Genomic DNA, 24,685 nt, shown 5'->3' with positions numbered 1-24,685 from the left:
CCCTTTTACGGGGGGGCGAAGACCGGGGGCCAAGACTGGCTCCGGGCTCGGCTTCATCAGTGCGAACGGCGACGCCCTCGTCGCGTGCCTGGGTGACCCGCAGCGGGCCGTCGCGGCGAACCGGGAGCTGCCGCGCCAGGGTGTGCGGGCGACGGGCGCCTTCCGCGCCGGGCCCCGCGCCGGAACCCGGCGGCCCGCGCGGCTTGTCGCCGGCTCCAGGGTCGCCGCGTTCCACGCCCTCGCCTGCGTCCGCTGCGAGGGGGGCGCCTGTGCGCCGGGAGCGGACCGGGTCCTCGGGCCTGCGCTGGGGCACCTGACCCGCGACCCGGATCCGCATGTGCGAGTGATGGACGTCGAGTTGGTGGGCAAGTCCGTGCACACCGAGAGCCGCGCCCTCCTCGCCCTGCGGCGCTCCGCGCGGCGCCATCCACCGGCGGACGAGGCCCCGCACTCCCGAGCGCGCGTAGGGCCGGGCCTCCTAACGGCGTGAGGCGGGGGCGCCGAACCACGTCGGCAGTCGTTCGGCGAGGTCGGACGGGTCCTCGCCCGCCCAGGCCACATGGCCGTCGGGCCGCAGGAGCACGGCGGGGACGTCCAGTTCGTCGCTGCCGTCGACGACGTGGTCGATCCGGTCCGCCCAGCCGGTCACCGACAGCCGGCCGGTCCGGTCGAGCAGCAGGCCGCGGCCCTGGTGCAGCAGCTCGTACAGGCGTCCCTGCTTCAGTGGCAGGTCCGGGAGGCGGCGCCCGAGGAGTTCGTGGCCGTCGCCGAAGTCGTAGCGGATGCCGGTCGCGATGATCTTCTCGGTCAGGCGGCGGTTCACCTCCTCGATGTCCATCAGTTCCGTCAGCAGCCTGCGCACCGCCCGCGCTCCGGGTTCGAGGGAGACCAGTTCCATCTGGGCGCGGGTGTTGTCGAGCACGTCGGCGGCGACGGGGTGGCGTTCGCGCTCGTAGGTGTCGAGCAGCCCCTCGGGGGCCCAGCCGGCGAGCTCGGCGGCCAGTTTCCAGCCGAGGTTGAAGGCGTCCTGGACGCCGAGGTTGAGGCCCTGTCCGCCCATCGGCGGGTGGACGTGGGCGGCGTCGCCGGCCAACAGGACGCGGCCGGCCCGGTAACGCTCGGCCTGCCGGGTGCCGTCGCCGAAGCGGGAGAGCCAGCGCGGCGCGTGGATGCCGAAGTCGGTGCCGGCGACGGCCCGCAGTCGCAGCCGTACCTCGTCCAGGGTCGGCGGGGCCGTGCGGTCCTCGGCCACGCCCTCGGCCGGTACGACGAAGCGGTACGCGCCGTCCTGGAGCGGTCCGACGCCGAACCGGAGCTGGGTCTTGCGGACCTCGGTCACCACGGCGTCCACCTCTTCCGGCGAGGCGGTCAGCCGTGCCTCGCCGAGCAGCGTGTCCACGCGGGAGGACTCCCCGGGGAAGGCGATACCGAGCAGCTTGCGCACCGTACTGCGGCCGCCGTCGCAGCCGACGAGGTAGCGCGAGCGCAGCCGGGTGCCGTCCGCCAGTGCGGCGGTCACCCCGTCCTCGTCCTGGCTCAGGGCGACCAGTTCGCGGCCCCGGCGGATCTCGGTGCCCAGTTCCGTGGCGCGCTCGGCCAGCAGGCGCTCTGTGGTGGGCTGCGGGATGCCGAGGACGTACGCGTGCGCGGTGTCCAGGCCCGTCGGCGACGGCTTGCGGATGCCCGCGAAGAAGCCGCCGAGCGGGTACCGCTTGCCCTGGGCGAGGAAGCGTTCCAGCAGGCCGCGCTGGTCCAGCACCTCGATGCTGCGCGCGTGCAGCCCGAGCGCCCGGACGATTTGGGTGGGCTCTGCCTCCTTCTCCAGCACGACGGCGTGGACGCCGTGCAGCCGCAGCTCGGCGGCCAGCATCAGACCGGTCGGTCCGCCGCCCGCGATGATCACGTCAATCATGGAACTCCCTCACCCACAGCAGGCGTCCCACCTGCGGTTCGCCGTCCAGAGCGGAGATTGTGCGGCATGGGAGGGGCCTTGCCGCAAGGCCCCCCACCCGCTATAAGTTGAGAGTGGCAAGGAGTACGTCTCCTTGCCTTTTCTGTTTCCGCTCGGCCGTACGGGTGGCGTCCTTTCGGGTGAATTCCGGGCGGGCTGCGGGCCGACGGTCCCACGCCTCGCTGCCCTCCAGCCCGAGTCCCCGCCCCGGGCGCATTGACGGAGTGGATTGTCAAGGTCGCGGACCGTGACGAGGCGGGGGTGTCGCGGCTCCGCGATAAACGGGGGCATGAGACCGTTCCGCATCCAGTCCTGGGCCGCCGCCGTGCTCCTCGCGGGCGCCTGCACCCTGGCCGGCCCGGCCAGCGCACCGGCGGCACCGAACCGGGCGACCCTGGACTACGTGGCGCTCGGGGACTCCTACTCGGCCGGCGTCGGCGCCGGGGACTACCTCCCCGACGGCGCGAGCTGTCTGCGCAGCCGCCGGGCCTACCCCGCCCTGTGGGCCGCGGCGCACGCCTCGTCGTTCGCGTTCGCCGCCTGCAACGGCGCCAGGACCGGCGATGTGCTGGCCAAGCAGCTCGGGTCGCTGAGCGGCCGTACCAACCTGGTCAGCGTCACCGTCGGCGGCAGTGACGCGAGCTGGGCCAAGGTGATGGGGATCTGCGCGCTGCCCGGCACCACCGCGTGCCTGAGCGCCATCGACACCGCGCGCGCCTACGTCGACAAGACGCTGCCCGGGAACCTGGACCGGCTCTACTCGACGATCAGGAGCAAGGCGCCGGCCGCCCGCGTCGTGGTGCTCGGCTACCCGCACTTCTACCAGCTCCACGGCACCTGCACGCGGGGGCTTGAGGACAAGGAGCGGGCGGCGCTCAACGCGGCCATCGACCACCTCGACGGCGTGATCGCCCGGCATGCCACCGGCCACGGATTCGCGTTCGCGGACGCCCGGAGCGCGTTCGACGGGCACGAGATCTGCTCCGCGGGGCCGTGGCTGCGCAGCGTCGAGGTGCTGGACCTCACCGAGTCGTACCACCCCAACGCCTCCGGGCAGTCCCTCGGCTACCTGCCCCTCTTCAGCCGCGCGGCCTGAACCGCGCCCGCCCGGCGGCAGGCGAGGTCAGCGGTCCTCCGAGGCCCGGTTCGGGCTGCCCCGGCTCGCGCCGAAGCCCGTCTCGTGGTCCCAGACGTGGGTGCAGGTCGGGCACTGGAGGTGGAGCATGCTGCCGGTGTTCGACAGCAGATAGCGCCAGTGCCGTGTGCACCTGCGGCGTTCCCCGCAGGTGGCGCAGCCCTGGTGGTCCGAACAGTTCGGGCAGGTCACCCAGGCGCGCCGACCGATGTCCGCTTGGGGGTCAAGCGGTAGCACGGCCGTCTCCGCGCTCGGGCAGGACGCCGGCGGCCACCAGCTCGTCGTAGATGCGCTGCTGCTCCTCGTCGAGGTCCGAGTAGAGCAGGTCCCGCGCCGCGTCCTCGTCCCGCAGCGCCGTGACGGGGTCCCAGGTGGGGCCGACCGCGTCCATGACGTGGGCGCGCCGGAGCATCTCGTGGGCGGTGAGGTCGACGGAGAACTCGACCGGCCGGCCGGACGGAGCGGGGTCATAAGCGGACATACATACGAACTTAGGGAGCCCTTCCCCGCCACGACAAGGGTGGGTGGGGGACATCACAGCAGGCCGCTGCCGCCCCACGGCGACCGGCCCGGTGCCGCCGCTCGCGGAACCGGGCCGGTGGGCCATCGGGAATACCGGTCAGCGGACCTCCGGGATCGCGGGGGTCGCCCCCGTAGGGATCAGCGGGCCTCTGGGAGTGAGGGCCGGGCGGAAAGGCACCCCATGGCACGCAGCACCGCGCGTCCCGTCGTCAGGCTGAAGTCGACGGCCGGGACCGGCGTCACCTATGTGACGCGCAAGAACCGCCTCAACCACCCCGACCGGCTCGTCCTGCGCAAGTTCACAAGCCGACGGTCGCCCTGCGCTGCGCCTGGTCGAACTCGGTGAGGGCGTCGCCGCCGGTGTTCCAGGGCCAGGACGTGACGATGCCGCCCAGGGCCTCGAAGACGGGGGCGGCGTCGCGGCGCCGGTCGGCGGCCATCAGGGCGTAGGCGAGCAGGTTGAGGTCGGCGAGCGCCCTGGCGTGGCGGAGGAATCCCGCCTGGGGCCAGGTGTGGGCCACGCGGTCGAGGGCCTGGGCGGCCATGGCGTGGGACCAGTGGTTGCGGGCCACCAGGGCCTCGAAGCCGCCCCGGCCGAGGACGGAGTGGTACTGGAGGACCTGGGCGGTGAGTTCGACGCCGGCGCAGGGGGCGTTCGCGGGCATGCGGGCGCACAGCGTGTCCACGAACTCCAGGACCTGGATGCGCGAGCCGCCCTCCTCGGGGCTGAGGTAGCCGAGCATGGCGAGGTAGGCCTCGCGGTTCCAGCGGTCGCGGGCGAGCACCTCGTTCCAGACGCCGAACGCCTGGGGCTGCGCCCAGCGTTGGAGGCGGGCGACTTCCAGCAGCACGACCCAGGGGGTGGGGTCGTCGGGGACTGTCTCGGCGGCCCGCAGACACAGGTCGGTGGCCTCGGAGGCGGCCTCCGGGCGGCCCTGGGCGCGGGCGTCGGCCACCATGGTCCAGGCGTGCAGCACGAGCGCGTCGGCACTGCGGGGCTCGCGCGCGGCCCAGGAGCGTGGCAGGTGCGACGCGGTCAGGAAGTCCGCCAGCACACCGATGCGGTGGGTACGGCGGTCCCAGTCGCCCTGGTCCTGATCGAGCAGGCGGGTGATCTGCGCCGCGCACAGGTCGGTCGTCGCGATCGTCCCCGTCCGGGTGGTCGCCCGCAGGGACTTGAGAAGTCTGCCCAGCTCCTGATCGTCCAGCTCGGGAGCCAGACGGGTTCTCCTGCGGCGACTTGAAAGGAAAGCCATGGGGGGGAGGCTAGGGGTGTTCGTCCCTTGCACAAGGGCTGCGCCAAGATCGTTATGGATTACCCCGCTTACCCGCGGTTACCTGTGTGTCCGCTCGGCGTCGCCTGTCCGGATCGCCGCCGCGGGTGGCCGCTCGCGCAGGGCGCCGTACGCGATGAAGTAGGCGGGAAGCCTGCGCAACCGCCGTGATCCGGCGAGCAGATGGGCGACGCGCCGGGCCCGGTCCGCGTCGCCGAGCGGTGGCCACCCCTCCAGCACGGGGCGGATGAGCCGGGCATGGGCCAGCCGCTGGAGCGTCTGGGTGGCGACCGTGGTGGGCCGGCGACGGCGCTGCACCGCGCGCAGTTCTCGCTCGCTCACGGCGCCCCGGCGCAGCGGGCGGGCGAGATGGCGGGCGGTGGCCACGGCGTCCTGGACCGCGAGGTTGATGCCGATGCCGAAGACCGGGGACATGGCGTGGGCCGCGTCGCCGATGCACAGCAGTCCGGGGCGGTACCAGCGGCGCAGCCGGTCCAGGCGTACGTCGAGGAGCTTGACCTCGTCCCAGGAGCGCAGGGCGTCGGTGCGGTCGGCGAGCCAGGGCACGGCGGCGGTGAACTGGGCCCGGAACCGGTCGAGTCCGGCTGCGCGGCGGCTGCCGTCGGTGCCCTTGGGGATGAGCGCGGCGCACTGCCAGTACTCGCCGCGGTCGATCATCGCGGTGAGGAAGCGGTCGCCCGCGCCACCGACCAGCCCGCTCGGATCGCCGGTGCGGCGCGGCAGCCGGAACCACCAGGCGTCCATCGGGCAGGCGAAGGAGCGCGGGCCCAGCTCGGGCCGGGCGCGGGCGAGCGAGCCGCGGCCGTCGCAGGCGACGGTGAGCAGGGCGCGCAGTTCGCCGGTGCGGCCGTCGGCGGTGCGGTAGCGCACGCCGGTCACCCGTCCCGCCTCGGTCAGGAAGCCGGTGGCCTCCGTGTTCATCCGCAGCTGGAAGGAGGGTTCGCGGCGGGCCTCGTCGGCCAGCAGGTCGAGGAGGTCCCACTGGGGCACCATCGCCACGTAGTTGTAGGGGCCGCGCAGTACGGACAGGTCGGCGACGGTGACCTCCGGACGGCCGGGGTCGACCGGCAGCCGCACGGTGCGCACCCGGCGCTGCGGCAGCCGGGCGAACCGCTCGGCCAGGCCCAGGTCGTCCAGCAGCGCCAGGGTGGACGGGTGGACGGTGTCGCCACGGAAGTCGCGCAAGAAGTCGGCGTGTTTCTCCAGCACCGTCACCTCGACGCCGGAGCGGGCCAGCAGCAGGGCGAGCACCATGCCCGCGGGGCCGCCGCCCACCACACAGCACGTGGTCCGCTCGACCGCGCTGCCGGTGCCTGCCGTGTCCATGCCGGTCCCGCCCTTCGCCGGAGCAGCAATTCACCGTTCGATGAAAACCTCATTCCCTGTGTACCCACCGTCCCCGTCTCATACGCCCGCCGCCACGGCGGGCGGCCGGTCCCGGTGGATCGGCGCCCGGCCGCCGGTCAGCGGGGCCCCGGTGCCGCCCCGCCGGGCGGCGACGATCTCCGCCGCGATGGACAGGGCGGTCTCCTCGGGCGTGCGGGCGCCCAGGTCGAGGCCGATGGGCGAGCGCAGCCGGCCCAGTTGGCGCTCGCTCACGCCCTCCGCGCGCAGCCGCCGAGCCCGGTCCTCGTGGGTGCGCCGCGAGCCCATCGCGCCGACGAACGCCACCGGCATGCCGAGGGCCACCTTGAGCAGCGGCACGTCGAACTTCGCGTCGTGGGTGAGCACGCACAGCACGGTCCGCGCGTCGGTCGCGGTGCGCCGCAGATAGCGGTGCGGCCAGTCGACCACCACCTCGTCGGCGTCGGGGAAGCGGGCCGGGGTGGCGAAGACGGGGCGGGCGTCGCAGACGGTCACATGGTGGCCGAGGAACTTTCCGGCTCTGGCCAGCGCCGCGGCGAAGTCCACCGCCCCGAAGATGATCATGCGCGGGGGCGGTACGTCGGACTCCACCAGCAGGGTGAGACCGCCGGGGCAGTGCGAGCCGTCCGCGGCGACCTCCACCGTGCCGGTGCGGCCCGCCTCCAGCAGGGCGCCCGCCTCGGCCGCCGCCGTCCGGTCGAGGTCCGCGTGCCCACCGAGCGTGCCCTCGTGCGCGCCGTCGGGCCGCACCAGCAGGGCCCGGCCCAGCAGGTCCTCCGGGCCGCGGGCGACCCGGAGGAGGGCCGCGGGTTCGCCGCGGGCGGCGAGCCCGAGGGCCGCGGCGAGGACCGGCCGCACGGGTGCGCCCTCGCCCACCGGAGCGACCAGGACATCGATCACCCCGCCGCAGGTCAGCCCCACGGCGAAGGCGTCCTCGTCGCTGTACCCGAACCGCTCGACGACGCTCCGCCCGCTCTCCAGCGCCTGCCGGCACAGGTCGTAGACCGCGCCCTCGACACAACCGCCGGAGACCGAGCCGATGACGGCGCCCGCGCGGTCGACGGCGAGGGCGGCGCCGGGCTCGCGCGGGGCGCTGCCGCCCACCGACACCACGGTGGCGACGGCGAACTCCCGCCCCTCGTTCAGCCATTGCGTCAGCTCGGCGGCCAGGTCAAGCATCCGGCGCCCCCGCGGCGAGGACCCGTTCCGGGCTGATCGGCAGGTGGCGCTGGCGGGTGCCGGCCGCGTGCCAGACGGCGTTGGCGACGGCGGCCGCGGCGCCCACGACGCCGATCTCGCCGATGCCCTTGACGCCGACCGGGTCGTCCGGGTCGTCGTCCTCGATCCAGTCGGCCTCGAGGCGCGGGACGTCGGCGTGGCTGGCGACGTGGTAGCCGGCGAGGTCGGCGCCGACGAGGCCGCCCGAGGCGCGGTCGCGCAGCGCCTCCTCGTGCAGGGCCATGGAGATGCCCCAGACCATGCCGCCGAGGAACTGGTTGCGGGCGGTGAGCGGGTTGATGATCCGGCCCGCCGCGAAGATGCCCAGCATGCGGCGCACGCGCACCTCGCCGGTGCTGACGTCCACGGCCACCTCGGCGAACTGGGCGCCGAAGGAGTGCCGTTCGGCGGCGGCGAGCGCGCCGATGGCCGCGGTGGTGTCCGAGCGGACGGTGATGCCCTCGGCCGGGATGTCGGCGCCCAGGGCGAGCCGCTCGCGCAGTTCCTCGGCCGCGAGCTTGACCGCCCAGGACCAGGAGCGGGTGCCCATCGAGCCGCCGGCGATCATCGCCGGCCCGAAGGCGCTGTCGCCGATGCGGACCCGGACCCGTTCGGGCGCGGTGTGCAGCGCGTCCGCTGCGACCAGCGTGAGGGCCGTACGGGCCCCGGTGCCGATGTCGGCCGCGGCGATCCGGACGGTGAAGGTGCCGTCCGGGTGGGCGGTCGCGGTCGCGGTGGAGGGTCCCGCGCCCACATGGAAGGAGGCCGCCGCGGTGCCGGTGCCCAGCAGCCAGCGCCCGTCCCGGCGGACTCCCGGTCGCGGGTCGCGGTCGGCCCAGCCGAACCTGCGGGCGCCCTCGCGGAAGCAGTCGGCCAGCCGCCGGCCGGCGAACGGCAGGCCGGAGACCGGCCCCCGCTCGGCGTCGTTGCGCAGCCGCAGTTCCACCGGGTCGAGCCCGCACTTCTCGGCGAGTTCGTCCAGCGCGGACTCCAGGGCGAAGGACCCCGGCGCCTCGCCCGGAGCGCGCATGAAGGTCGGACTCGGCACGTCGAGCCGCACCACGCGGTTCTCGGTGCGGTGGGCGTCCGCGTCGTACATCACCCGCGCGACCCCGGCGCTCGGTTCCACGAACTCGTAGACGGTGGAGGTGTGGCTGAGAGCGCGGTGCTCCAGGGCGCGCAGCCGGCCGCCGGCGTCGGCGCCGAGCCTGACCCGCTGGACGGTGGGGCTGCGGTGGCCGGCCAGCGTGAACATCTGACGGCGCGTCATGACCACGCGCACGGGCCGCCGCAGCACGCTCGCGGCCATCACGGCGGCCACCTGGTGGGCGCGCACGCCCTTGCTGCCGAAGCCGCCGCCGACGTGTTCGGAGCGCACCCGCACGCTGGCGGGGTCCAGCGAGAACAGGTTGGCGAGGTCGCCCACCACCCAGTTGGCGCCCTGGTTGGAGTCGAAGACCTCCAGGCGGCCGTCCTCCCAGTGGGCGGTGGCCGCGTGCGGCTCCATCGGGTTGTGATGTTCCTCGGGGGTGGTGTACTCGGCGTCCAGCGCCACTGCGGAGGCGGCGAGTTCGGACTCGATGTCGCCCTTCTCCGTCACCGCGGGCATGACCCCGTCCACCGGATAGGCGTCGGGGTGCTCCGCGGTGAACTCCGTTGCGTGCGGCTCCGGTTCGTAGTGCACCACGAGCGACTCGGCGGCCTCCCGTGCCTGTTCGGAGGTCTCGGCCACGACGAGCGCCACCGGCCAGCCCAGGTGCGGCACCCGGTCGTGCTGGAAGACGGCGCAGGTCGGGTCCGGCCGCATGCCCAGCAGACTGCCGAACTCGGTGTTCAGGCGCACGGCGTTGCGGTGGTCGAGGACCGCGAGGACGCCGGGCATGGCGAGCACCGCGTCGGTGTCGAGGGCGCTGATGCGGCCGCGGGCGACCGTGGAGAGGGCCAGCCAGCCGTGGGCGAGGTCGGCGAAGGGGATCTCGCCCGCGTACCGGGCGGCGCCGGTGACCTTCTCGATGCCCTCCACGCGGGTGCGGGCGGTGCCGACGGACGGCGTGCGGGTGGCCGTCCCGGTGTCGGTGACGGTGGTCATCGGGTGGCCTCCTCGGCGAGTTCGGTGAGCACGGCCACGACGAGGTTGCGCATGAGGGTCACCTTGTATCCGTTGTGCGGCAGCGGCCGGGCCGCGGCCAGTTCGGCGTCCGCCGCGGCGGCGTAGGTCTCGGGCGCGGCGGGCGCCCCGGTCAGCGCCTCTTCGGCGGCCAGGGCACGCCAGGGCCGGGAGGCGACCGCGCCGAAAGCGAGGCGCGCCTCGTGCACGACGCCGTCGCGGACGTCGAGGGCAGCCGCGAGGGAGCCGATGGCGAACGCGTACGAGGCGCGCTCGCGCACCTTGCGGTAGCGGGAGCGGGCCGCGACCGGCGCGGGCGGCAGGACGACGCCGGTGATCAGCGCGCCGGCCGGCAGGGCGGTCTCCCGGTGCGGGGTGTCGCCGACCGGGAGGTAGAACTCCGCGAGCGGCAACTCGCCCGGCCCGTCGGCGGTTTCATAGTGGACGACGGCGTCGAAGGCGGCGAGCGGGACGGCCATGTCGGAGGGGTGTACGGCCACGCAGTGCTCGGAGGCACCGAGGATCGCGTGGTTGTGGTGCTCGCCCTCGACGGCGGGGCAACCGCTGCCCGGAATGCGCTTGTTGCAGGGCTGGGCGACATCGGTGAAGTAGCCGCAGCGGGTGCGCTGGAGCAGATTCCCGCCGACCGTCGCCATGTTGCGCAGCTGTCCGGAGGCACCGGCCAGCACCGCCTGGGCAAGCGCCGGGTAGCGGCGGCGCACCTCGGGGTGGGCGGCGAGGTCGGCGTTGGTGACGGTGGCGCCGATGCGCAGGCCGCCGTCCGGCGTCGACTCGATCCCGTCCAGCGGGAGTTCGCGGATGTCGACCAGTCGGGTGGGGCGTTCGACGCCCGTCTTCATCAGGTCCACGAGGTTGGTGCCGCCGCCGAGGTAGCGGGTGTCCGGGTCGGCGCCGAGCAGGGCGACGGCGCCCGCCACGTCGGCGGCCCGCCGGTAGTCGAACTCCCTCATGCCACGACCTCCTCGGACCCGGTCGCGGCGCCCGCGCGCTCGCCGTCCGCCGCCGCCCTGGCCACCGCCTCGACGATGGCGACATAGGCGCCGCACCGGCACAGGTTGCCGCTCATGCGCTCCCGGATCTCCTCGGCGGTCAGCGGGGGTGGCCCCGCCTCCGGCCGGATATCGTCGGTGACGGCGCTCGGCAGGCCCTCGGCGTGTTCCCGGAGCATCCCGATCGCCGAGCAGATCTGTCCGGGCGTGCAGTAGCCGCACTGGTAGCCGTCGAGTTCGAGGAACGCCTGCTGCACGGGGTGCAGCCGGCCCCCCTCGGCGACGCCTTCGATCGTGGTGATCTCCCGCCCCTCGGCCGCCACGGCGAGTTGCAGACAGGCGAGCGTTCTGCGCCCGTCCAGCAGGACGGTGCAGGCCCCGCATTGCCCTTGATCGCAGCCCTTCTTGGTGCCGGTCAGGGTGAGGCGTTCACGCAGGGCGTCGAGCAGGGTGGTGCGGTGGTCGACGGGCAGTGTGAACTTCTCGCCGTTGATGTGCAGGGTGATGACACTGGACGTCGAGGGGGCCATGGCAGCTTCTTTCGCATTTCCAGAGAACACATGGGGTGCAGAGCCGTTGTATGCCGAGCCGTTGGTATGCGGAGCCGTGGAGTACAGGGGCCGGGAACGGCCGTAGCGGGCCGGTGCGGATCGCCGTGGTGGGGGGCGGCGGCCTGACGGCTGCCATGGTGGCGGTTCCGCGGCTATCGTGGAGTCAACCGGACAAGTGTCCGTTACCTTGAAAACGTAACGGACACTTGTCCGCTTAGCAAGGGCGAGGTTCGGCCACGACCCTCGGAGAGGACGAGTGCCGCACATGAAGGACTCACCACGGCGCTCGGACGCGCAGCGCAACCGGGAGCGCATCCTGGAGGTGGCCCTCACCGAGCTGTCGCGCTGCCCGGACGTCCCGTTGAGCGCCATCGCCCGCAAGGCGGGCGTCGGCCAGGGGACCTTCTACCGCAACTTCCCCAACCGCGAGGCGCTGGTCCTGGAGATCTACCGCCACGAGATGGGGCAGGTCGCGCAGAGCGCGGCCCGGCTGCTCCAGACCCGGCCGCCCGCGCAGGCCCTGCGCGCCTGGATGGACCGGCTCTCCGAGTTCGCCATGGCCAAGGCCGGTCTGGCCGCCGCGATCCGGCAGGTCACCGGCGCGCCGGGCGGCCCGGCCAAGCCCGCGCACACCCCGGTGACCGACGCGGCCGCGCTCCTGCTGCGGGCCAACGAGGAGGCCGGCACCATCCGGCCCGGCGTCACCGCGGACGACTTCATGCTCGCCATCGCCGGGCTGTGGCAGCTCGACCCCCGCGAGGACTGGCGACCGCGCGCCACCCGGCTCCTGGACCTGGTGATGGACGGCCTGCTCCGGGGCGCGCCCGGGAACTGAACGCCGGGTGCCGTCGCGCTCACGGCCCGGCGGGAGAGCACGGCCCGGCGGGAGAGCACGGCCCGGCGGGAGAGCACGGCCCGGCGGGAGAGCAGGGCCCGGCCGTCGGAACCCGCTCAGATTTTCGCGTCCCGGATGATGACTCGGCGTAGTTCGGGGCACCCGGTCACCAGGAACATTCGTCGACAGGAGGCGGGCCATGATCGCCCTCGGCATCATCTTGCTCATCGTCGGATTCCTCACCGGGATATCCATTCTGTGGACCATCGGGATCATCCTTCTGGTGGTCGGCGCGGTGCTGTGGATCCTCGGGTCGATGGGGCACGCGGTCGCCGGCCGCCGGCACTACTGGTGAACCGTTCCCCCGGCCGGGCACCCCGGTTCCCCGGCACGGCCCGATGGCCTCCGGAAACCGGAACATGCCGCTGACTGGAGCAATGACCGGTGCGGCGTGGACCCGCGCACCAGGCTGGATGCTCGTCCAGCCCGTGTGACAGGAGTCCCGTGTGCGCAGTCCACGTCGCCAGCCGGAGGTCGGTGCCGCCACGCGGACCGGACCGCCGGCGCCTCCGGGGTGGATGCGCTGGCTTCCGGTGCTCTACGTCGCAGCCGTACTCATCCTCGAACCGATCACGCCCGTCGACTGGCCCGTGAGCTTTCTGCTGGTCGCCCTCCCGCTGGTGACCGCCTTCGCCCACGGGCCGCGCGCGGTCGCGGGCGCCACGGTCTTCGCCGTCGTCATGGAGGGGATCCTGGCCGGCACGCCCTGCTGTGCGGGCCGTCCGGTCGGCTACCTGTGGGACCGCCATTACGTCGCCGACTACGTCTGCACCGCGCTGGTGGGCGCCCTCGGCACGATCCTGGCCGCCCACCGCATCCGCCGCGAACGTACCCTGGCCGACGTGCGGTTCGTGGCCGACATCGCGCAGCGGGTGCTGCTGCGGCCGCTGCCGCAGCGGATCGGCAACCTCCTCCTGGAGAGCCTCTATCTGTCCGCCGCCGCCGAGGCGCGCATCGGCGGCGACCTCTACGAGGCGGTCCCCACCGCCTTCGGTGTACGGCTGCTCATCGGTGACGTGCGCGGCAAGGGACTGCTCGCGGTGGAGACGGCCGCGGCGCTGCTCGGCGCGTTCCGCGAGGCCGCGCACGACGAGCCCGATCTCGCCGCGCTGGCCCACCGCATGGAGCGCAGCATGACCCGCCGGGCCGAGCACCTCGGCGGCAGCGAGACGGGCGAGCGGTTCGTCACCGCGGTCTTCGCCGAGATCCCCGCCGACGGCCAGGTCATCCGCGTCGTCAACTGCGGGCATCCGCCGCCGCTGCTGATCCGCGCCGACGAGGTACGGGAACTCGATCGCGGCTGCTCCGGTCCCCCGCTCAACCTCGGGGTGCTGCTTCCGGAGCCGCACCACGTCGACAGCTACCCCTTCGAGCCCGGCGAGCAACTGCTGCTGTACACGGACGGTGTGACGGAGACCAGGAACGCGTCCGGCACCTTCTACCCCCTGGTGCAGCGCCTGCACTCCTTCGGCCCGCTGCCCCCGCACGAGCTGCTGGAGCGGCTGCACCACGATCTGCTGGCGTACAGCGGCGACAGCCTCCAGGACGACACGGCGGCCCTCGCGGCATGCCTGCTCGCCGACGACGGAATCCACGCCGCGCACTAGCCGCACCAGCCCTAGCCGAGCCATCCGACCCCTAGGGGATCTCCTGCTCGGCCCAGATGATCTTGCCGTCGCCGGTGTAGCGGGCGCCCCAGCGCAGCGAGAGCTGGGCGACGAGGAACAGTCCGCGGCCGCCCTCGTCGGTGCTGCGGGCGTGCCTAAGGCGGGGCGCGGTGCTGCTGGCGTCGGCGACCTCGCAGGTCAGCCGGGAGTCGCGGAGGAGGCGGACGCTGATGGGCCCGGCGGCATAGCGGATGGCGTTGGTGACCAGCTCGCTCACCAGGAGTTCCGTCGTCATGGCCAGTTCACCGAGGCCCCAGTCGGTGACCTGGCGGGCGGCCAGGGTGCGGATCTCGCCGACGGCGGCCGGGTCGTCGGGGACTTCCCAGGAGACGGCGTGGTCCGCGCCGAGCGCGTGGGTGCGGGTCAGCAGGAGCGCGATGTCGTCGGGCTGGGGGCCGGGGACGAGATCGCGTACGGCGGCGGCGCACAGCGTCCCGAGGTCCGGCTGGGGCCGGGCGAGTGCCTCGGCGAGCCGGGTCAAGCCGCGTTCGACGTCGTCGGATGCCTGGATGAGACCGTTGGTGAACAGGCCGAACAGGCTGTGTTCGGCCAGTTCGATCTCCGCCGCCTCGAAGGCCATGCCGCCGAGGCCCAGCGGCGGCCCCGCGGGGATCTGCGGGAAGTAGGCGGGGCCGTCCGGAGGGACGACGACGGGTGGCGGGTGGCCGGCGCGAGCCATGGTGCACCGCCGGGTGACGGGGTCGTACACGGCGTAGAGGCAGGTCGCGCCGGTGAAGGCCGCCGCGCCCCGGACATCGGCGCCGCAGAAGCTCTCCTCGCCGCTCAGCCGCAGCACGAGGTCGTCCAGATGGGCGAGCAGTTCGTCCGGGGGCAGCTCCATGTCGGCGAGGGTCTGTACGGCGGTGCGCAGCCGGCCCATGCTCGCGGCGGCGCTGATGCCGTGGCCCACCACGTCCCCGATGACGAGCCCGACCCGCGCCCCGGACAGCGGGATCACGTCGAACCAGTCGCCGCCGACGCCGCCGGCCGAGTCGGCGGGGCGGTAGGAGGAGGCCACGTCCAGCGCGGTCCCGCCGGTCAGCGCCGGGGGCAGCAGGCTGCGCTGGAGGGTGAGGGCGGCCGTGTGCTCCCTGGTGTAGCGGCGGGCGTTGTCCAGGCAGACCGCCGCGCGCGCCACGAGTTCGCGGGCCAGCAGCACGTCGTCGGGGTCGAAGGGGGACGGGTTGGTGGTGCGGGCGAAGGTGGCGACGCCGAGGGTGGTGTCGCGGGCCCGCATGGGCACGGAGATCAGCGAGTGCATGCCGAACGCGCGGATGCGGTCGGCCCGCAGCGGCTCGGCGGTGGCCCAGGGTCCCTGTCGCGCGTCGAGGACCGGGATGAACAGCGGTTCGCCCTTGACGAGCGTTCTGGCGTCGTGCGGCGGGCCGAGGAAGCCGACGCGGTCGCCGACCCGGTAGACGGCCTCCGGGCAGCCCTCGCGCACCGAGCGCAGGGCGGCGCGGCGCAGCATGGGCCGGGCGGGCGCGGTTGCTGCGTCGTCGAGCAGGCTCTCAGGCGTCTCGCCGCCGAGCACGGGTTCGAGCAGGTCCACGACCGCGAAGTCGGCGAAGCGCGGGACGGCGAAGTCGGCCAGTTCCTCGGCCGTGCGCAGCACGTCGAGGGTGGTGCCGATGCTGGTGCCCGCCTCGTTGACCATCGACAGGATGCGACGGGCGGCCCAGCGTTCGGTGACGTCGAGGACCATGTAGCAGATCCCGGTGGCGGTGCCGTCGGCGTCCGCGAGGGGGAAGAAGGAGGTCGAGTAGGCGTGTCCGCGGTGCGGGTCGGCCCAGCTCCAGCCGTGGTACTCGTAGTCGGTGACGGGCACGCCGGTGGCGAGCACCTTGCGCATCAGCTTTTCCAGGGCCTCCGCCTGCAACCCGGGCAGCAGTTCGCTCAGGCGCCGGCCGATACGCTCCTCGCGGGGTACCCCACCGAGGCGTTCCAGCGTGCCGTTCAGCCATACGTAGCGCAGTTCGCGGTCCAGGACGGCCATGCCGACCGGTGAGCGGGTGAGGAAGCCGTCGAGGACGGACTGGGCCACCGTCCACCGCTCACGCTCCTCGCGCGCCGACATCAGGAAGCAGTTCTGGCCGCCCATGCGGAAGGCGGCCGAGACGCGCAGCAGGAGGTCGAGCGGGTGGCCGTCGCGGTGCCGGACCCGGACCGTGCCGCTCCAGCCGTTTCCGTCCCGGCAGCGCGCCGCGATGCCGCCGACGCGTGCGGGGTCCTCGGGCACGGCGAGCAGGCGGCCGGCCGGAACTCCGACCATCTCCGTCGCGGAGTAGCCGAGCAGTGCCTCGGCGCCGCGGGTCCAGCCGACCACCGCACCGTCCTCGGCGATCACCGCGGCCGCGTCGGTGGACGCGTCGAAGAGGTCCGCCGACCCCGCGGACGCGGCTGCCGTGCCGTTCGTGCGCGATGGTTCCATCAGTCTCACTTTTACACCAGTATCGACCGGTTTAATCGTCCGAGGGCCGGGGGCGGTGGCGCCGCCGGGGCCCCGTCCGGTCCCGTCACTCCGGATTTTTGAGCGGTCCGTATTGACATTCCGGTAACGATCCCGCCGTAGTCACCTCGTCACTTCATGGAACGTACATACGATCCAGCGCATGAACAGAGCTGTGAAGATCGGCATAGCCGGTACGTCCACCGCGCTGCTCGTTCTGGGGGGAATAGGCACCTACAACCTCCTGCACGGGCTGACCGGTGGTACGGCCGACCGGACGCAGGACGCGGGCTTCGACCCGTCGGCGGCGTCGGACACACCGCCCTCCGGGACCGAGGCGGTGAGGCTGGCCCGGTCGTTCCTGGACCACTGGTCCGGGCAGAACGTGGGCGGCGCGGCCGGTGAGACCGACGCGCCGGACGCGGCGGCCCCGGCGCTGCGGCAGTACAAGGACGGCCTGCGCCTGAAGCAGGTGACGTTCGACAACGTTTCCGCGGCCGGTCCGTCGAGCGCGACCGCCGGGGCCACCAAGGTCACCTTCACCGTCACCGCGCAGGTGGCGGGCGGGAGTTGGAGCTACCCCAGCGCGGTGGCCGTGCGCAAGAGCGACAACGGCGCGATGGCGGTGCACTGGAACAACTCGGTGCTGTATCCGGGCCTCGGGGACGACCAGTCACTGACCGCGGGCACGCTGCCCGCGGGAGCGAGCGACGCGAAGGTGGTGGCCGCCGACGGCAGGACGGACCTGTCGGGGTTCGACTCGCTGCGGGACATCGCGACGACGATCCGGCAGAACGGCAAGGCCACCGGCGGCCGTCCCGGCACCGGTGTGGCCGTCGTGGACTCCGACGGGGTGGGCGTGAAGACGCTGAAGACCTTCAAGAAGGGCACCGCGCCGGTCATCAGGACCACGATCGACGCCCGGCTCCAGACGGCGGCGGAGCAGGCGGTAAAGGATCCGCACCTCGGGGGCAGGCCCGCGGGGTCGGTGGCCGTCGACTGGAGCAACGGGCACATCCTGGCGGTCGCGCACACGGGCACGGACGGGGACATCGCCATCAACGGCATCAAGTCCCCCGGCTCCACCATGAAGATCATCACCTCGGCGGCCCTGTTCGACAAGGCGGGCCTGACCCCGGCCAGCCCGGCGCCGTGCACCGACTCCCTGATGGCCAACAGCCAGCTGTTCCACAACGACCCCGGCGTGAAGGCGGATCCGGGGTCCAACCTGGCGCAGGCCTTCGCCGTGTCCTGCAACACCTCCTTCATCAAGGACGGCTTCCACTACCTGGTGCACGACGGTGACGCCTCCGCCCTGCACGACGAGGCCGTGAACGTCTTCGGCATGGGCAGCTGGTCCATCGGCGGCGGCGTCGCCACCACCGACCCGCGCATTCCGGAGGACGCGCAGGGCGGTGACCAGGCGGCCCAGTTCATCGGGCAGGGCAGGGTCTCGGCCACCCCGCTGTTCATGGCGTCCGTTGCGGCCACCGTGCGCGGCGGTGCCTTCCGGCAGCCCATCATCGTGCCGGGGCAGCCGCAGGCGAACGCGCCGCGGCCCATCACGCCCCGCACGGCCGGCTACCTCCGGTCGATGATGCGCGCGGCCGCCACCGGTGGCACCGCCGCACCCCGGCTGAGCGGCCTCGCCGGGGTCGGCGCCAAGACCGGCACCGCCGAGGAGGGCGACCACACCAACGGCTGGCTGACCGCGTACAACGCGCACATCGCGGTCGCGGCCCTGGTCGAGGGCGGCACCTCCGGCGTGGACTCCGCCGGCTATGTCGTACGACGCCTGCTGACGACCGACTGAGCGGCGCTCCCGGCCCGGTGGGGTCCACCGGGCCGGGAGCCCTCCGCGATCTCGGCCGATTCCGGTGGGCCCGTGCTTGACACCCTGGGGCCGGAAGGCTCAACGTTCCCGGACGTACGGCGTGTTGACCGCCGCCCCACCGGAACAACGTTGTCATGTGTCTCGTTGCGTCTCGTGAAGCCATCCGCTTCGGGCTGTCCGGCCTGCCGACGAAGGGACCTGGTCGCCATGGCACGACCGAGAGGACGGGGACTGCTCGCCGCCGGCGCCCTGCTGGTGGCGCTCGGGGCCGCTCCGGCCCATGCCGCGCCGGAGGCACCGGCCCCGGTCAGCGACCCGGCCGCCCTGGTGGACCCGTTCATCGGGACGGCCAACGCGGCCGACGACTTCCCCGGCGCCGACGCCCCCTTCGGGATGGTCCAGTGGAGCCCCGACACCCCCCACCGGCCCTACGGCGGCGGTTACGCGTACGGCGACTCGGCGATCACCGGCTTCAGCCTGACCCATATCGCGGGGCCCGGCTGCCGCGCCGCCGGTGACATCCCGGTGCTGCCGACCACCGGAGCGCTCGACACCGGGGCCACGGCCGGCTTCTCGCACACGGCCGAGTCCGCCTCCCCCGGTTCGTACGCCGTCGACCTGGACAACGGGGTGCGCACGGAGCTGACCGCGACCACCCGCAGCGGCATGGCGCGGTTCACGTTTCCCGCGACGGACCGGGCGAACCTGCTGTTCAAGCTGATGGGCAGTCAGGCGGGCGACTCGGACGTGAAGTTCGACGTCGTGGGCGACGACGAGGTGAGCGGGCAGGTCACCAGCGGCAACTTCTGCGGGATGCACAACGCGTACACCGTCTACTTCGACATGGTCTTCGACCGGCCGTTCACCGCGAGCGGCACGGTACCGGTCACCGCCGCGCCCGCCGCCCCCACGACCGTCGCCCCGCCCAACGCCCCCGAGACCCCCAACAGGCCGGTGCCGCACGGCCGGCTGCCGCACTCCGGGCGCACCTTCACGCCGGCCGCGACCGGGAGCGACGGCTACGTCACCTTCGACACCACCGCGCACCGCACGGTCCAGGCCAAGGTGGGCCTGTCGTACGTCTCGGTGGCCGGCGCCGTGCGCAACCGCCGCGTCGAGAACCCCGGCTGGGACCTCGACCGGGTGCGCGACGCGGCGCACCGGGACTGGAACGCGCTGCTCGGCCGGGTGCGGATCGCCGGGGGCACACCGAGCCGGCGGACGGTCTTCTACACCGCGCTCTACCACTCCCTGCTGCACCCGAACGTGATCAGCGACAGCGACCGCCGCTATCCGGGCTTCGACGACACCGTGCACACCGTGGACCCGGGGCACGGCGCGGCCTACGCCAACTACTCGGGCTGGGACGTCTACCGCTCCCAGGCCCAGCTGGAGGCGCTGCTCGCGCCGGGGACCGCCGCCGACACCGCGCAGTCGATGCTGGACGACTACCGCCAGACCGGCCTGTTCCCCAAGTGGTCGGAGAACAACGGCGAGACGCATGTCATGGTCGGCGACCCGGCGGACGGGATGATCGCCGGGTACTACGCCTTCGGCGCCCGGCACTTCGACGCCGCCGAGGCCCTGCGCGGGGTGATCCACGAGGCCACCGCCGCCAACGACAACCGGCCCGGCCTCGCCCATCTGGAGCAGCTCGGCCGGCTGCCCCGGAACGGCAGCTACGGCTGCTGCAACGCCTACGGGCCCGTCTCCACCACCCTGGAGTACGGCGCGGCCGACTTCGCGGTCTCCGCGCTCGCCGGCTCCCTCGGCGACCGCGCCGACCAGCGCCGGTTCGTGAACCGCGCGCGCGACTGGCGCAACCTGTTCCACTACGGCACCGGCTTCCTCCAGCCGCGCGACGCCTCGGGCACCTGGACGGCGGGGTTCTCGCCGACCTCCGGGGCGTCCTTCGTGGAGGGCGACTCCTGGCAGTACACGCCGATGGTGCCGTTCGACGTGCACGGACTGGCCACCGCTATGGGCGGTGACGCGGCGCTGGCGAAGTTCCTGGACACCGACCTGTCCTCGCTGACCGGCGCCGGCGGGTACACCAATCTCGGCAACGAGCCGAGCCTCAACATCCCGTGGGAGTACGACTACATCGGCCTGCCCTACCGCACCCAGCAGGTGGTGCGGCAGGTCCAGGACCAGATCTGGACCGACGGCCCGGCCGGTCTCGCGGGCAACGACGACCTGGGCGAGATGAGTTCGTGGTACGTGTGGTCCGCGCTCGGGATGTACCCCGAGACGCCTGGCACCGCCGATCTCGCCCTCGGCAGCCCCCTGTTCCCGCGCGCCCAGGTCACCCTCCCGTCCGGCCGTACCCTCACCATCGACGGCAAGGGCGCCGCGGACGACGCCCCGTACGTACGCTCGGCCACCTGGCGCGGTGCGGCCTGGAACAAGGCGTACGCCCCCGCGGGCGCCCTCACCACCGGCGGCACCCTCGCCTTCACCCTGGACACCGCCCCCAACCCGGCCTGGGCGTCCGGAAGTTCGGCGGCCCCGCGCTCCTATCCCGGCGTCGAGGGCTACACCGACGTCGGCACCTCCGCCGACACCGCGGCCGACTCGGCCGACTTCGACGGCGCGGGCCACAGCTACTCGGCCGCCGCCCTCGCCGCCGCGGGCGTCACTCCGGGCGCCCGGCTCACGGTCGGCGGGACCACCTTCACCTGGCCGAGGCAGGCGCCCGCCACGGCCGACAACTACCTGGCGAACGGCCAGACGCTGCGCGTGCGCGGTTCGGGCACGCTGTCCTTCCTGGGCGCGGCGAACAACGGCCCCTCCTCGGGCACGGCGCTCGTCACCTACACCGACGGCACGACCCAGACGGTGCCCGTCGGCTTCTCCGACTGGACGCTGAACGCCGGACGCGCCACCCCGCTGCCCGGCACCACCCTCGCGGTCACGACCTCCTACCGCAACCATGCCAAGGCCGCGCCCGAGAACGTCACCACGGACGTCTTCGCCACGGCGCCGGCCGCCCTCGCTCCGGGCAGGACGGTGCGCAGCGTCCGGCTGCCCTCCGATGTCGGCGGCGGTGGCCTGCATGTGTTCGCGCTGGGCTTCGGCTCGGGAGCCTGACCGGCTCAGGAGGCCGCACGACCGGCGGAGAATCCGCGAGGAGTGACACACCGGTGTGCCCCGGCTGCGGCGCCTACGCCCCGGACATCGCCCCGTCCGGCATCTGCCGATCCCCAGCGGGCGCCGGGCGGTGGTCGCCACCGCCGTCGCCCTCGTCGGCGGCGGGCTGACCCTCGCCGCACTGGACCGGCACACCGCCGACCGCGCGCAGGCGGCCACGCCGCTGGACGACGGGGCCACGGGCACCGCACCACAGGACGAGGCGCCCGACCAGGCCCCCGTCCCGTCGGCCCCGCCCGGCACGCCCCCGGCCCGGCACTCCACCCCGGCGACCCGGACGCCGGACGGCACGAGCCCCGTACGGCAAGCCGTCACGACCCGCCCACCGGCACCCCCTCCCCCACCACCGGCAGCTCCGCCCCCCGTCGACCTCGCCGGAACAGCTCTGCGTGCTGGTGCTCTGCATCGGCTGAGCACCGGCACGCCTTACGGAGTCGTGACATGACCCGCGTTTTCCCGAGGCGCGGCGCGGGCCCCGTCTAGCGTGGCCCGTATGCGTGTACTTGTCACCGGCGGCGCCGGGTTCATCGGTTCCCACATCGTCGAGGCGCTGCGGGCGCGCGGGCACGAGCCGGTGGTGTACGACGTCCGGGCGGACCCCGGCGCGGATGTGCGGGACGCGCGGGCGGTGACGGCCGCGCTGGCCGGGGTGGACGCCGTGTGCCATCAGGCGGCGATGGTCGGTCTCGGCAACGGCGTCGCGGACGCCCCCGAGTACGTCTCACGCAACGATCTGGGTACGGCCGTGCTGCTCACCGCGATGGCGAAGGCGGGCGTGCGGCACCTGGTCCTCGCCGGGTCCATGGTGGTCTACGGCGAGGGCCGCTACACCTGCCCGGACCACGGTGTCGTACGGCCGGGCCCGCGCGCCGTGGCCGACCTCGACGCGGGCCGGTTCGAGCCGCGCTGCCCGGCGTGCGGGGCCGAGCTGTCACCGGGTCTTGTCGGGGAGGACGCCCCGGCCGATCCCCGCAATGTGTACGCGGCGACCAAGCTCACCCAGGAACATCTGGCCGCCGCCTGGGCCCGTGCCGCCGGCGGCACGGCGGTCTCCCTGCGCTACCACAACGTGTACGGGCCGCGGATGCCCCGCGACACCCCCTACGCCGGGGTCGCCTCCTTCTTCCGCTCCGCCCTCGCCCGCGGTCAGGCTCCGCGGGTCTTCGAGGACGGCGGCCAGCGGCGGGACTTCGTGCACGTCCGGGACGTGGCGGCGGCGAACGTGGCCGCGCTGGAGGCCCAGTGCGCGCCGGGCGCCCTCACGGTGTACAACACGGGCAGCGGTGAGCCCCGTACCGTCGGCGAACTGGCGCGGGCGCTCGCCGAGGCGTGCGGCGGCCCGGCACCGGTGGTCACCGGGGAGTACCGGCTGGGGGACGTACGGCACATCACCGCCGACTCGTCCCGGCTGCGGGCCGCGCTGGGTTGGCGGCCACGGGTCGGATTCGCGGACGGGGTACGGGAGTTCGCGCGGGCCGGGCTCCGGGAGGACTGATCTCCCGGAGCCCGGAGCCGCTCTCTGAGGACCTTGGCGGGGGTCGCGGGACTTAGCGGGCGGCGGGCAGGGTCACCTCGAAGCGGCAGCCGCCGGGGATGTTGCGGACGGTGGCCCGGCCCCGGTGGGCCTCCACGATGCCGCGCACGATGGCGAGGCCGAGGCCCGCGCCCGCGGGGGGTGTCCGGGCGTCGGTACCGCGCCATCCGGTGTCGAAGACACGCGGCAGGTCCTCCTCCGGGATGCCGCCGCAGCCGTCGGTGACGGACAGCATCACGCCCTCGTCGGTGTGTTCGGCCGCGACGGCGACCGTGCCGTCGGCGGGCGTCCGGCGGATGGCGTTGACCAGCAGGTTGCCCAGCACCCGGCTCATCTCCCGGCCGTCCACCTCCACCGGCACGGGCGCGACGCCCTCCCCCACCAGCCGCACCCCGTGCTCGCGGGCCAGCGGATCGGCGCCGGCCAGCGCGTCGCCGACCAGGTCGTACAGGGACATCCGGGCGAGGCTCAGGGAGAGGGTGCCCGAGTGGATGCGGGAGAGTTCGAAGAGGTCGCCGACCATGCCGTCCAGGCGTTCCACCTCGGCACGGATCTGCCGCAGATAGCGGTCGGGGTCGGCGGCCACCCCGTCCTCCAGGGCCTCCGCCATGGCGCGCAGTCCGGCGAGCGGAGTGCGCAGATCGTGCGAGATCCAGGCGACCAGTTCCCGGCGGGACGTCTCCAACGCCCGCTCGCGCTCGCGGGATTCCGCGAGCCGGGCACTGGTGGCGGCCAACTCACGGCTGAGTTCCTCCAGTTCGGCGGTCGCGGGTCCGCCGGGCGCGGCGAAGGCACCGCCGTCCCCGAAGGAGCGTGCGGCGTCGGCGGGTTCGCGGCTGCGGGCGACCACCCAGCGGCCCAGCAGCAGCGCGGTGGCCAGGGAGACGACGGCTGCCATGGCGACGACGGTGGTGACGGCGGTCAGGTCGTGCGGAGACAGGAACATCGCCCAGGCGACGGCGAGGGTCCCGGCCAGCATGGCGAGGACCCCGACGGCGGCGACGACGGTGAGGGAGGCGGTGAGTGAACGCCGCCGGATCAGCCGCAGCACGCCCGCCCCGGCGAGACCGGTGGCGGCCGCCGCGGCGAAGGCGTACAGGGCGATGAGGAGGATGTCGCGCACGGTCAGTCCTCCGCGCCGTCCGGCTCGAAGCGGTAGCCGACGCCCCAGACGGTCCGGATCAGCCGGGGCCGGGCGGGGTCGTCCTCGACCTTGCCGCGCAGCCGGCGGACATGGACCGTGACGGTGGACAGGTCGCCGAAGTCCCAGCCCCAGACCTCGCGCATCAGGTCCTCGCGGGCGAAGGCCCGGCCGGGGTGGCGCAGGAAGAAGGCGAGCAGGTCGAACTCCCGGAGGGTGAGGGTGAGTTCACGGCCGTCCTTGGTGGCACGGCGGGCCTCGGGGTCGAGCGCGAGACCGGCGGCGGCCAGCCGGTGCCCGGTGGCGGCGGGGCGGCTGCGGCGCAGCACCGACTCCACCCGGAGCACGAGTTCGCGGGGGCTGAAGGGCTTGGTGACGTAGTCGTCGGCGCCGATCTCCAGGCCCAGGATCCGGTCCTCCTCGTCGCCGCGGGCGGTGAGCATGATGACGGGCACGGGCCCCTGTTCCCGCAGCCGCCGGCACACCTCCAGGCCGTCCATGCCGGGCAGCATCAGGTCGAGGACGACGAGATCGGGCCACCGGTCACGGGTGCGGCCGAGCGCGGTGGGGCCGTCGTCGGCGCGGTCGACGGTGTAGCCGGCGCGGTCCAGGTATCCGGCGACGACCTCGGAGACGGTGGGGTCGTCGTCCACGACCAGGATCCGGGCGCGGGCTGCCTCCCGGTCCCGCTCTCGCGCCTGGTCGTCCGTGCCGCGTACCCGGTCGCCCCTGTCGCGTACCGGGTCGTCCGTGCCTCGTACCAGGTCGTCGTCCGTGGTGGGGGCCCGGTCGGGCCCGTACTGCGCTCGCATGCCCCAAGCGTCCCACCGCCCGCGGCGAGCGGGCGCGGCGGCGGGTGCG

General features: G+C 73.7%; 21 protein-coding genes. 9 read left to right on the top strand and 12 right to left on the bottom strand.

Features of this window, described 5'->3' with window-relative positions:
• Positions 1-478: 478 nt before the first annotated feature.
• Positions 479-1,912 (bottom strand): rifampin monooxygenase, encoded by a 1,434-nt coding sequence (rox, locus tag ACE4Q9_RS31605; RefSeq protein WP_397987935.1) that lies wholly within the window; start codon positions 1,910-1,912, stop codon positions 479-481.
• Positions 1,913-2,240: 328 nt separating this feature from the next.
• On the opposite strand from rox, the gene ACE4Q9_RS31600 reads away from it, so the two are divergent.
• The gene (locus tag ACE4Q9_RS31600) at positions 2,241-3,047 is read left to right on the top strand and encodes an SGNH/GDSL hydrolase family protein (RefSeq protein WP_397987934.1); all 807 of its coding nucleotides are present in this window, start codon (positions 2,241-2,243) and stop codon (positions 3,045-3,047) included.
• Positions 3,048-3,074: 27 nt separating this feature from the next.
• Here ACE4Q9_RS31600 and ACE4Q9_RS31595 read toward each other — a convergent pair whose 3' ends face one another.
• Both ACE4Q9_RS31595 and ACE4Q9_RS31590 read right to left on the bottom strand, forming a co-directional pair.
• The gene (locus ACE4Q9_RS31595; RefSeq protein ID WP_397987933.1) at positions 3,075-3,323 is read right to left on the bottom strand and encodes a hypothetical protein; all 249 of its coding nucleotides are present in this window, start codon (positions 3,321-3,323) and stop codon (positions 3,075-3,077) included.
• A complete protein-coding gene (locus tag ACE4Q9_RS31590; protein ID WP_397987932.1) occupies positions 3,310-3,567 on the bottom strand; it encodes a DUF6400 family protein in 258 nt (85 codons plus the stop codon). The genes ACE4Q9_RS31595 and ACE4Q9_RS31590 overlap by 14 nt, the downstream gene beginning before the upstream one ends.
• Positions 3,568-3,789: 222 nt before the next feature.
• On the opposite strand from ACE4Q9_RS31590, the gene rpmG reads away from it, so the two are divergent.
• Positions 3,790-3,954: a 50S ribosomal protein L33 gene (gene rpmG / locus ACE4Q9_RS31585; RefSeq protein ID WP_397987931.1), complete on the top strand. Its 165-nt coding sequence runs from the start codon at positions 3,790-3,792 to the stop codon at positions 3,952-3,954.
• Here the strand turns inward: rpmG and ACE4Q9_RS31580 are convergent.
• From ACE4Q9_RS31580 to ACE4Q9_RS31555, 6 genes are all read right to left on the bottom strand, one after another.
• On the bottom strand, positions 3,908-4,864 hold the full coding sequence (locus ACE4Q9_RS31580; protein WP_397987930.1) for a hypothetical protein: 957 nt from the start codon (positions 4,862-4,864) through the stop codon (positions 3,908-3,910). The genes rpmG and ACE4Q9_RS31580 overlap by 47 nt on opposite strands.
• A gap of 78 nt (positions 4,865-4,942) precedes the next feature.
• The gene (locus ACE4Q9_RS31575) at positions 4,943-6,229 is read right to left on the bottom strand and encodes an FAD-dependent oxidoreductase (protein WP_397987929.1); all 1,287 of its coding nucleotides are present in this window, start codon (positions 6,227-6,229) and stop codon (positions 4,943-4,945) included.
• A gap of 78 nt (positions 6,230-6,307) precedes the next feature.
• Entirely contained in the window at positions 6,308-7,447 is a 1,140-nt protein-coding gene (locus ACE4Q9_RS31570; protein ID WP_397987928.1) for an XdhC family protein, read from the bottom strand.
• Positions 7,440-9,575 (bottom strand): xanthine dehydrogenase family protein molybdopterin-binding subunit, encoded by a 2,136-nt coding sequence (locus tag ACE4Q9_RS31565; RefSeq protein ID WP_397987927.1) that lies wholly within the window; start codon positions 9,573-9,575, stop codon positions 7,440-7,442. Before ACE4Q9_RS31565 ends, ACE4Q9_RS31570 begins: the two co-directional genes overlap by 8 nt.
• Complete coding sequence (locus tag ACE4Q9_RS31560; RefSeq protein WP_397987926.1) at positions 9,572-10,564, bottom strand: FAD binding domain-containing protein; 993 nt, start codon at positions 10,562-10,564, stop codon at positions 9,572-9,574. The genes ACE4Q9_RS31565 and ACE4Q9_RS31560 overlap by 4 nt, the downstream gene beginning before the upstream one ends.
• Entirely contained in the window at positions 10,561-11,133 is a 573-nt protein-coding gene (locus tag ACE4Q9_RS31555) for a (2Fe-2S)-binding protein (protein ID WP_397987925.1), read from the bottom strand. The genes ACE4Q9_RS31560 and ACE4Q9_RS31555 overlap by 4 nt, the downstream gene beginning before the upstream one ends.
• A gap of 286 nt (positions 11,134-11,419) precedes the next feature.
• Here ACE4Q9_RS31555 and ACE4Q9_RS31550 point away from each other — a divergent pair, with 286 nt between their 5' ends.
• From ACE4Q9_RS31550 to ACE4Q9_RS31540, 3 genes are all read left to right on the top strand, one after another.
• Complete coding sequence (locus ACE4Q9_RS31550) at positions 11,420-11,989, top strand: TetR/AcrR family transcriptional regulator (protein ID WP_397987924.1); 570 nt, start codon at positions 11,420-11,422, stop codon at positions 11,987-11,989.
• Between the two features lie 199 nt (positions 11,990-12,188).
• Positions 12,189-12,344: a DUF6131 family protein gene (locus tag ACE4Q9_RS31545; protein WP_086807291.1), complete on the top strand. Its 156-nt coding sequence runs from the start codon at positions 12,189-12,191 to the stop codon at positions 12,342-12,344.
• A gap of 223 nt (positions 12,345-12,567) precedes the next feature.
• The gene (locus ACE4Q9_RS31540; protein WP_397988287.1) at positions 12,568-13,656 is read left to right on the top strand and encodes a PP2C family protein-serine/threonine phosphatase; all 1,089 of its coding nucleotides are present in this window, start codon (positions 12,568-12,570) and stop codon (positions 13,654-13,656) included.
• A 31-nt stretch (positions 13,657-13,687) separates the two neighbouring features.
• Here ACE4Q9_RS31540 and ACE4Q9_RS31535 read toward each other — a convergent pair whose 3' ends face one another.
• Positions 13,688-16,147, bottom strand: a complete 2,460-nt coding sequence (locus tag ACE4Q9_RS31535; RefSeq protein ID WP_397987923.1) for a SpoIIE family protein phosphatase — start codon at positions 16,145-16,147, stop codon at positions 13,688-13,690.
• 181 nt (positions 16,148-16,328) lie between these two features.
• Here ACE4Q9_RS31535 and ACE4Q9_RS31530 point away from each other — a divergent pair, with 181 nt between their 5' ends.
• The 4 genes from ACE4Q9_RS31530 (at position 16,329) to ACE4Q9_RS31515 (ending at position 22,644) form a co-directional block, all read left to right on the top strand.
• A complete protein-coding gene (locus ACE4Q9_RS31530) occupies positions 16,329-17,978 on the top strand; it encodes a penicillin-binding transpeptidase domain-containing protein (protein WP_397987922.1) in 1,650 nt (549 codons plus the stop codon).
• 228 nt (positions 17,979-18,206) lie between these two features.
• Positions 18,207-21,089 (top strand): lectin, encoded by a 2,883-nt coding sequence (locus tag ACE4Q9_RS31525; RefSeq protein ID WP_397987921.1) that lies wholly within the window; start codon positions 18,207-18,209, stop codon positions 21,087-21,089.
• Positions 21,090-21,144: 55 nt separating this feature from the next.
• On the top strand, positions 21,145-21,594 hold the full coding sequence (locus tag ACE4Q9_RS31520) for a hypothetical protein (RefSeq protein ID WP_397987920.1): 450 nt from the start codon (positions 21,145-21,147) through the stop codon (positions 21,592-21,594).
• 48 nt (positions 21,595-21,642) lie between these two features.
• A complete protein-coding gene (locus ACE4Q9_RS31515; protein WP_397987919.1) occupies positions 21,643-22,644 on the top strand; it encodes an NAD-dependent epimerase/dehydratase family protein in 1,002 nt (333 codons plus the stop codon).
• 52 nt (positions 22,645-22,696) lie between these two features.
• Here ACE4Q9_RS31515 and ACE4Q9_RS31510 read toward each other — a convergent pair whose 3' ends face one another.
• Complete coding sequence (locus tag ACE4Q9_RS31510; protein WP_397987918.1) at positions 22,697-23,806, bottom strand: sensor histidine kinase; 1,110 nt, start codon at positions 23,804-23,806, stop codon at positions 22,697-22,699.
• Between the two features lie 2 nt (positions 23,807-23,808).
• A complete protein-coding gene (locus ACE4Q9_RS31505) occupies positions 23,809-24,636 on the bottom strand; it encodes a response regulator transcription factor (protein ID WP_397987917.1) in 828 nt (275 codons plus the stop codon).
• Positions 24,637-24,685: the final 49 nt, after the last annotated feature.

Source organism: Streptomyces sp. AM6-12 (assembly GCF_044327085.1).
In the GTDB taxonomy this organism is placed as follows: Bacteria; Actinomycetota; Actinomycetes; order Streptomycetales; family Streptomycetaceae; genus Streptomyces.
This window is presented reverse-complemented; position numbering and strand designations above follow the sequence as displayed.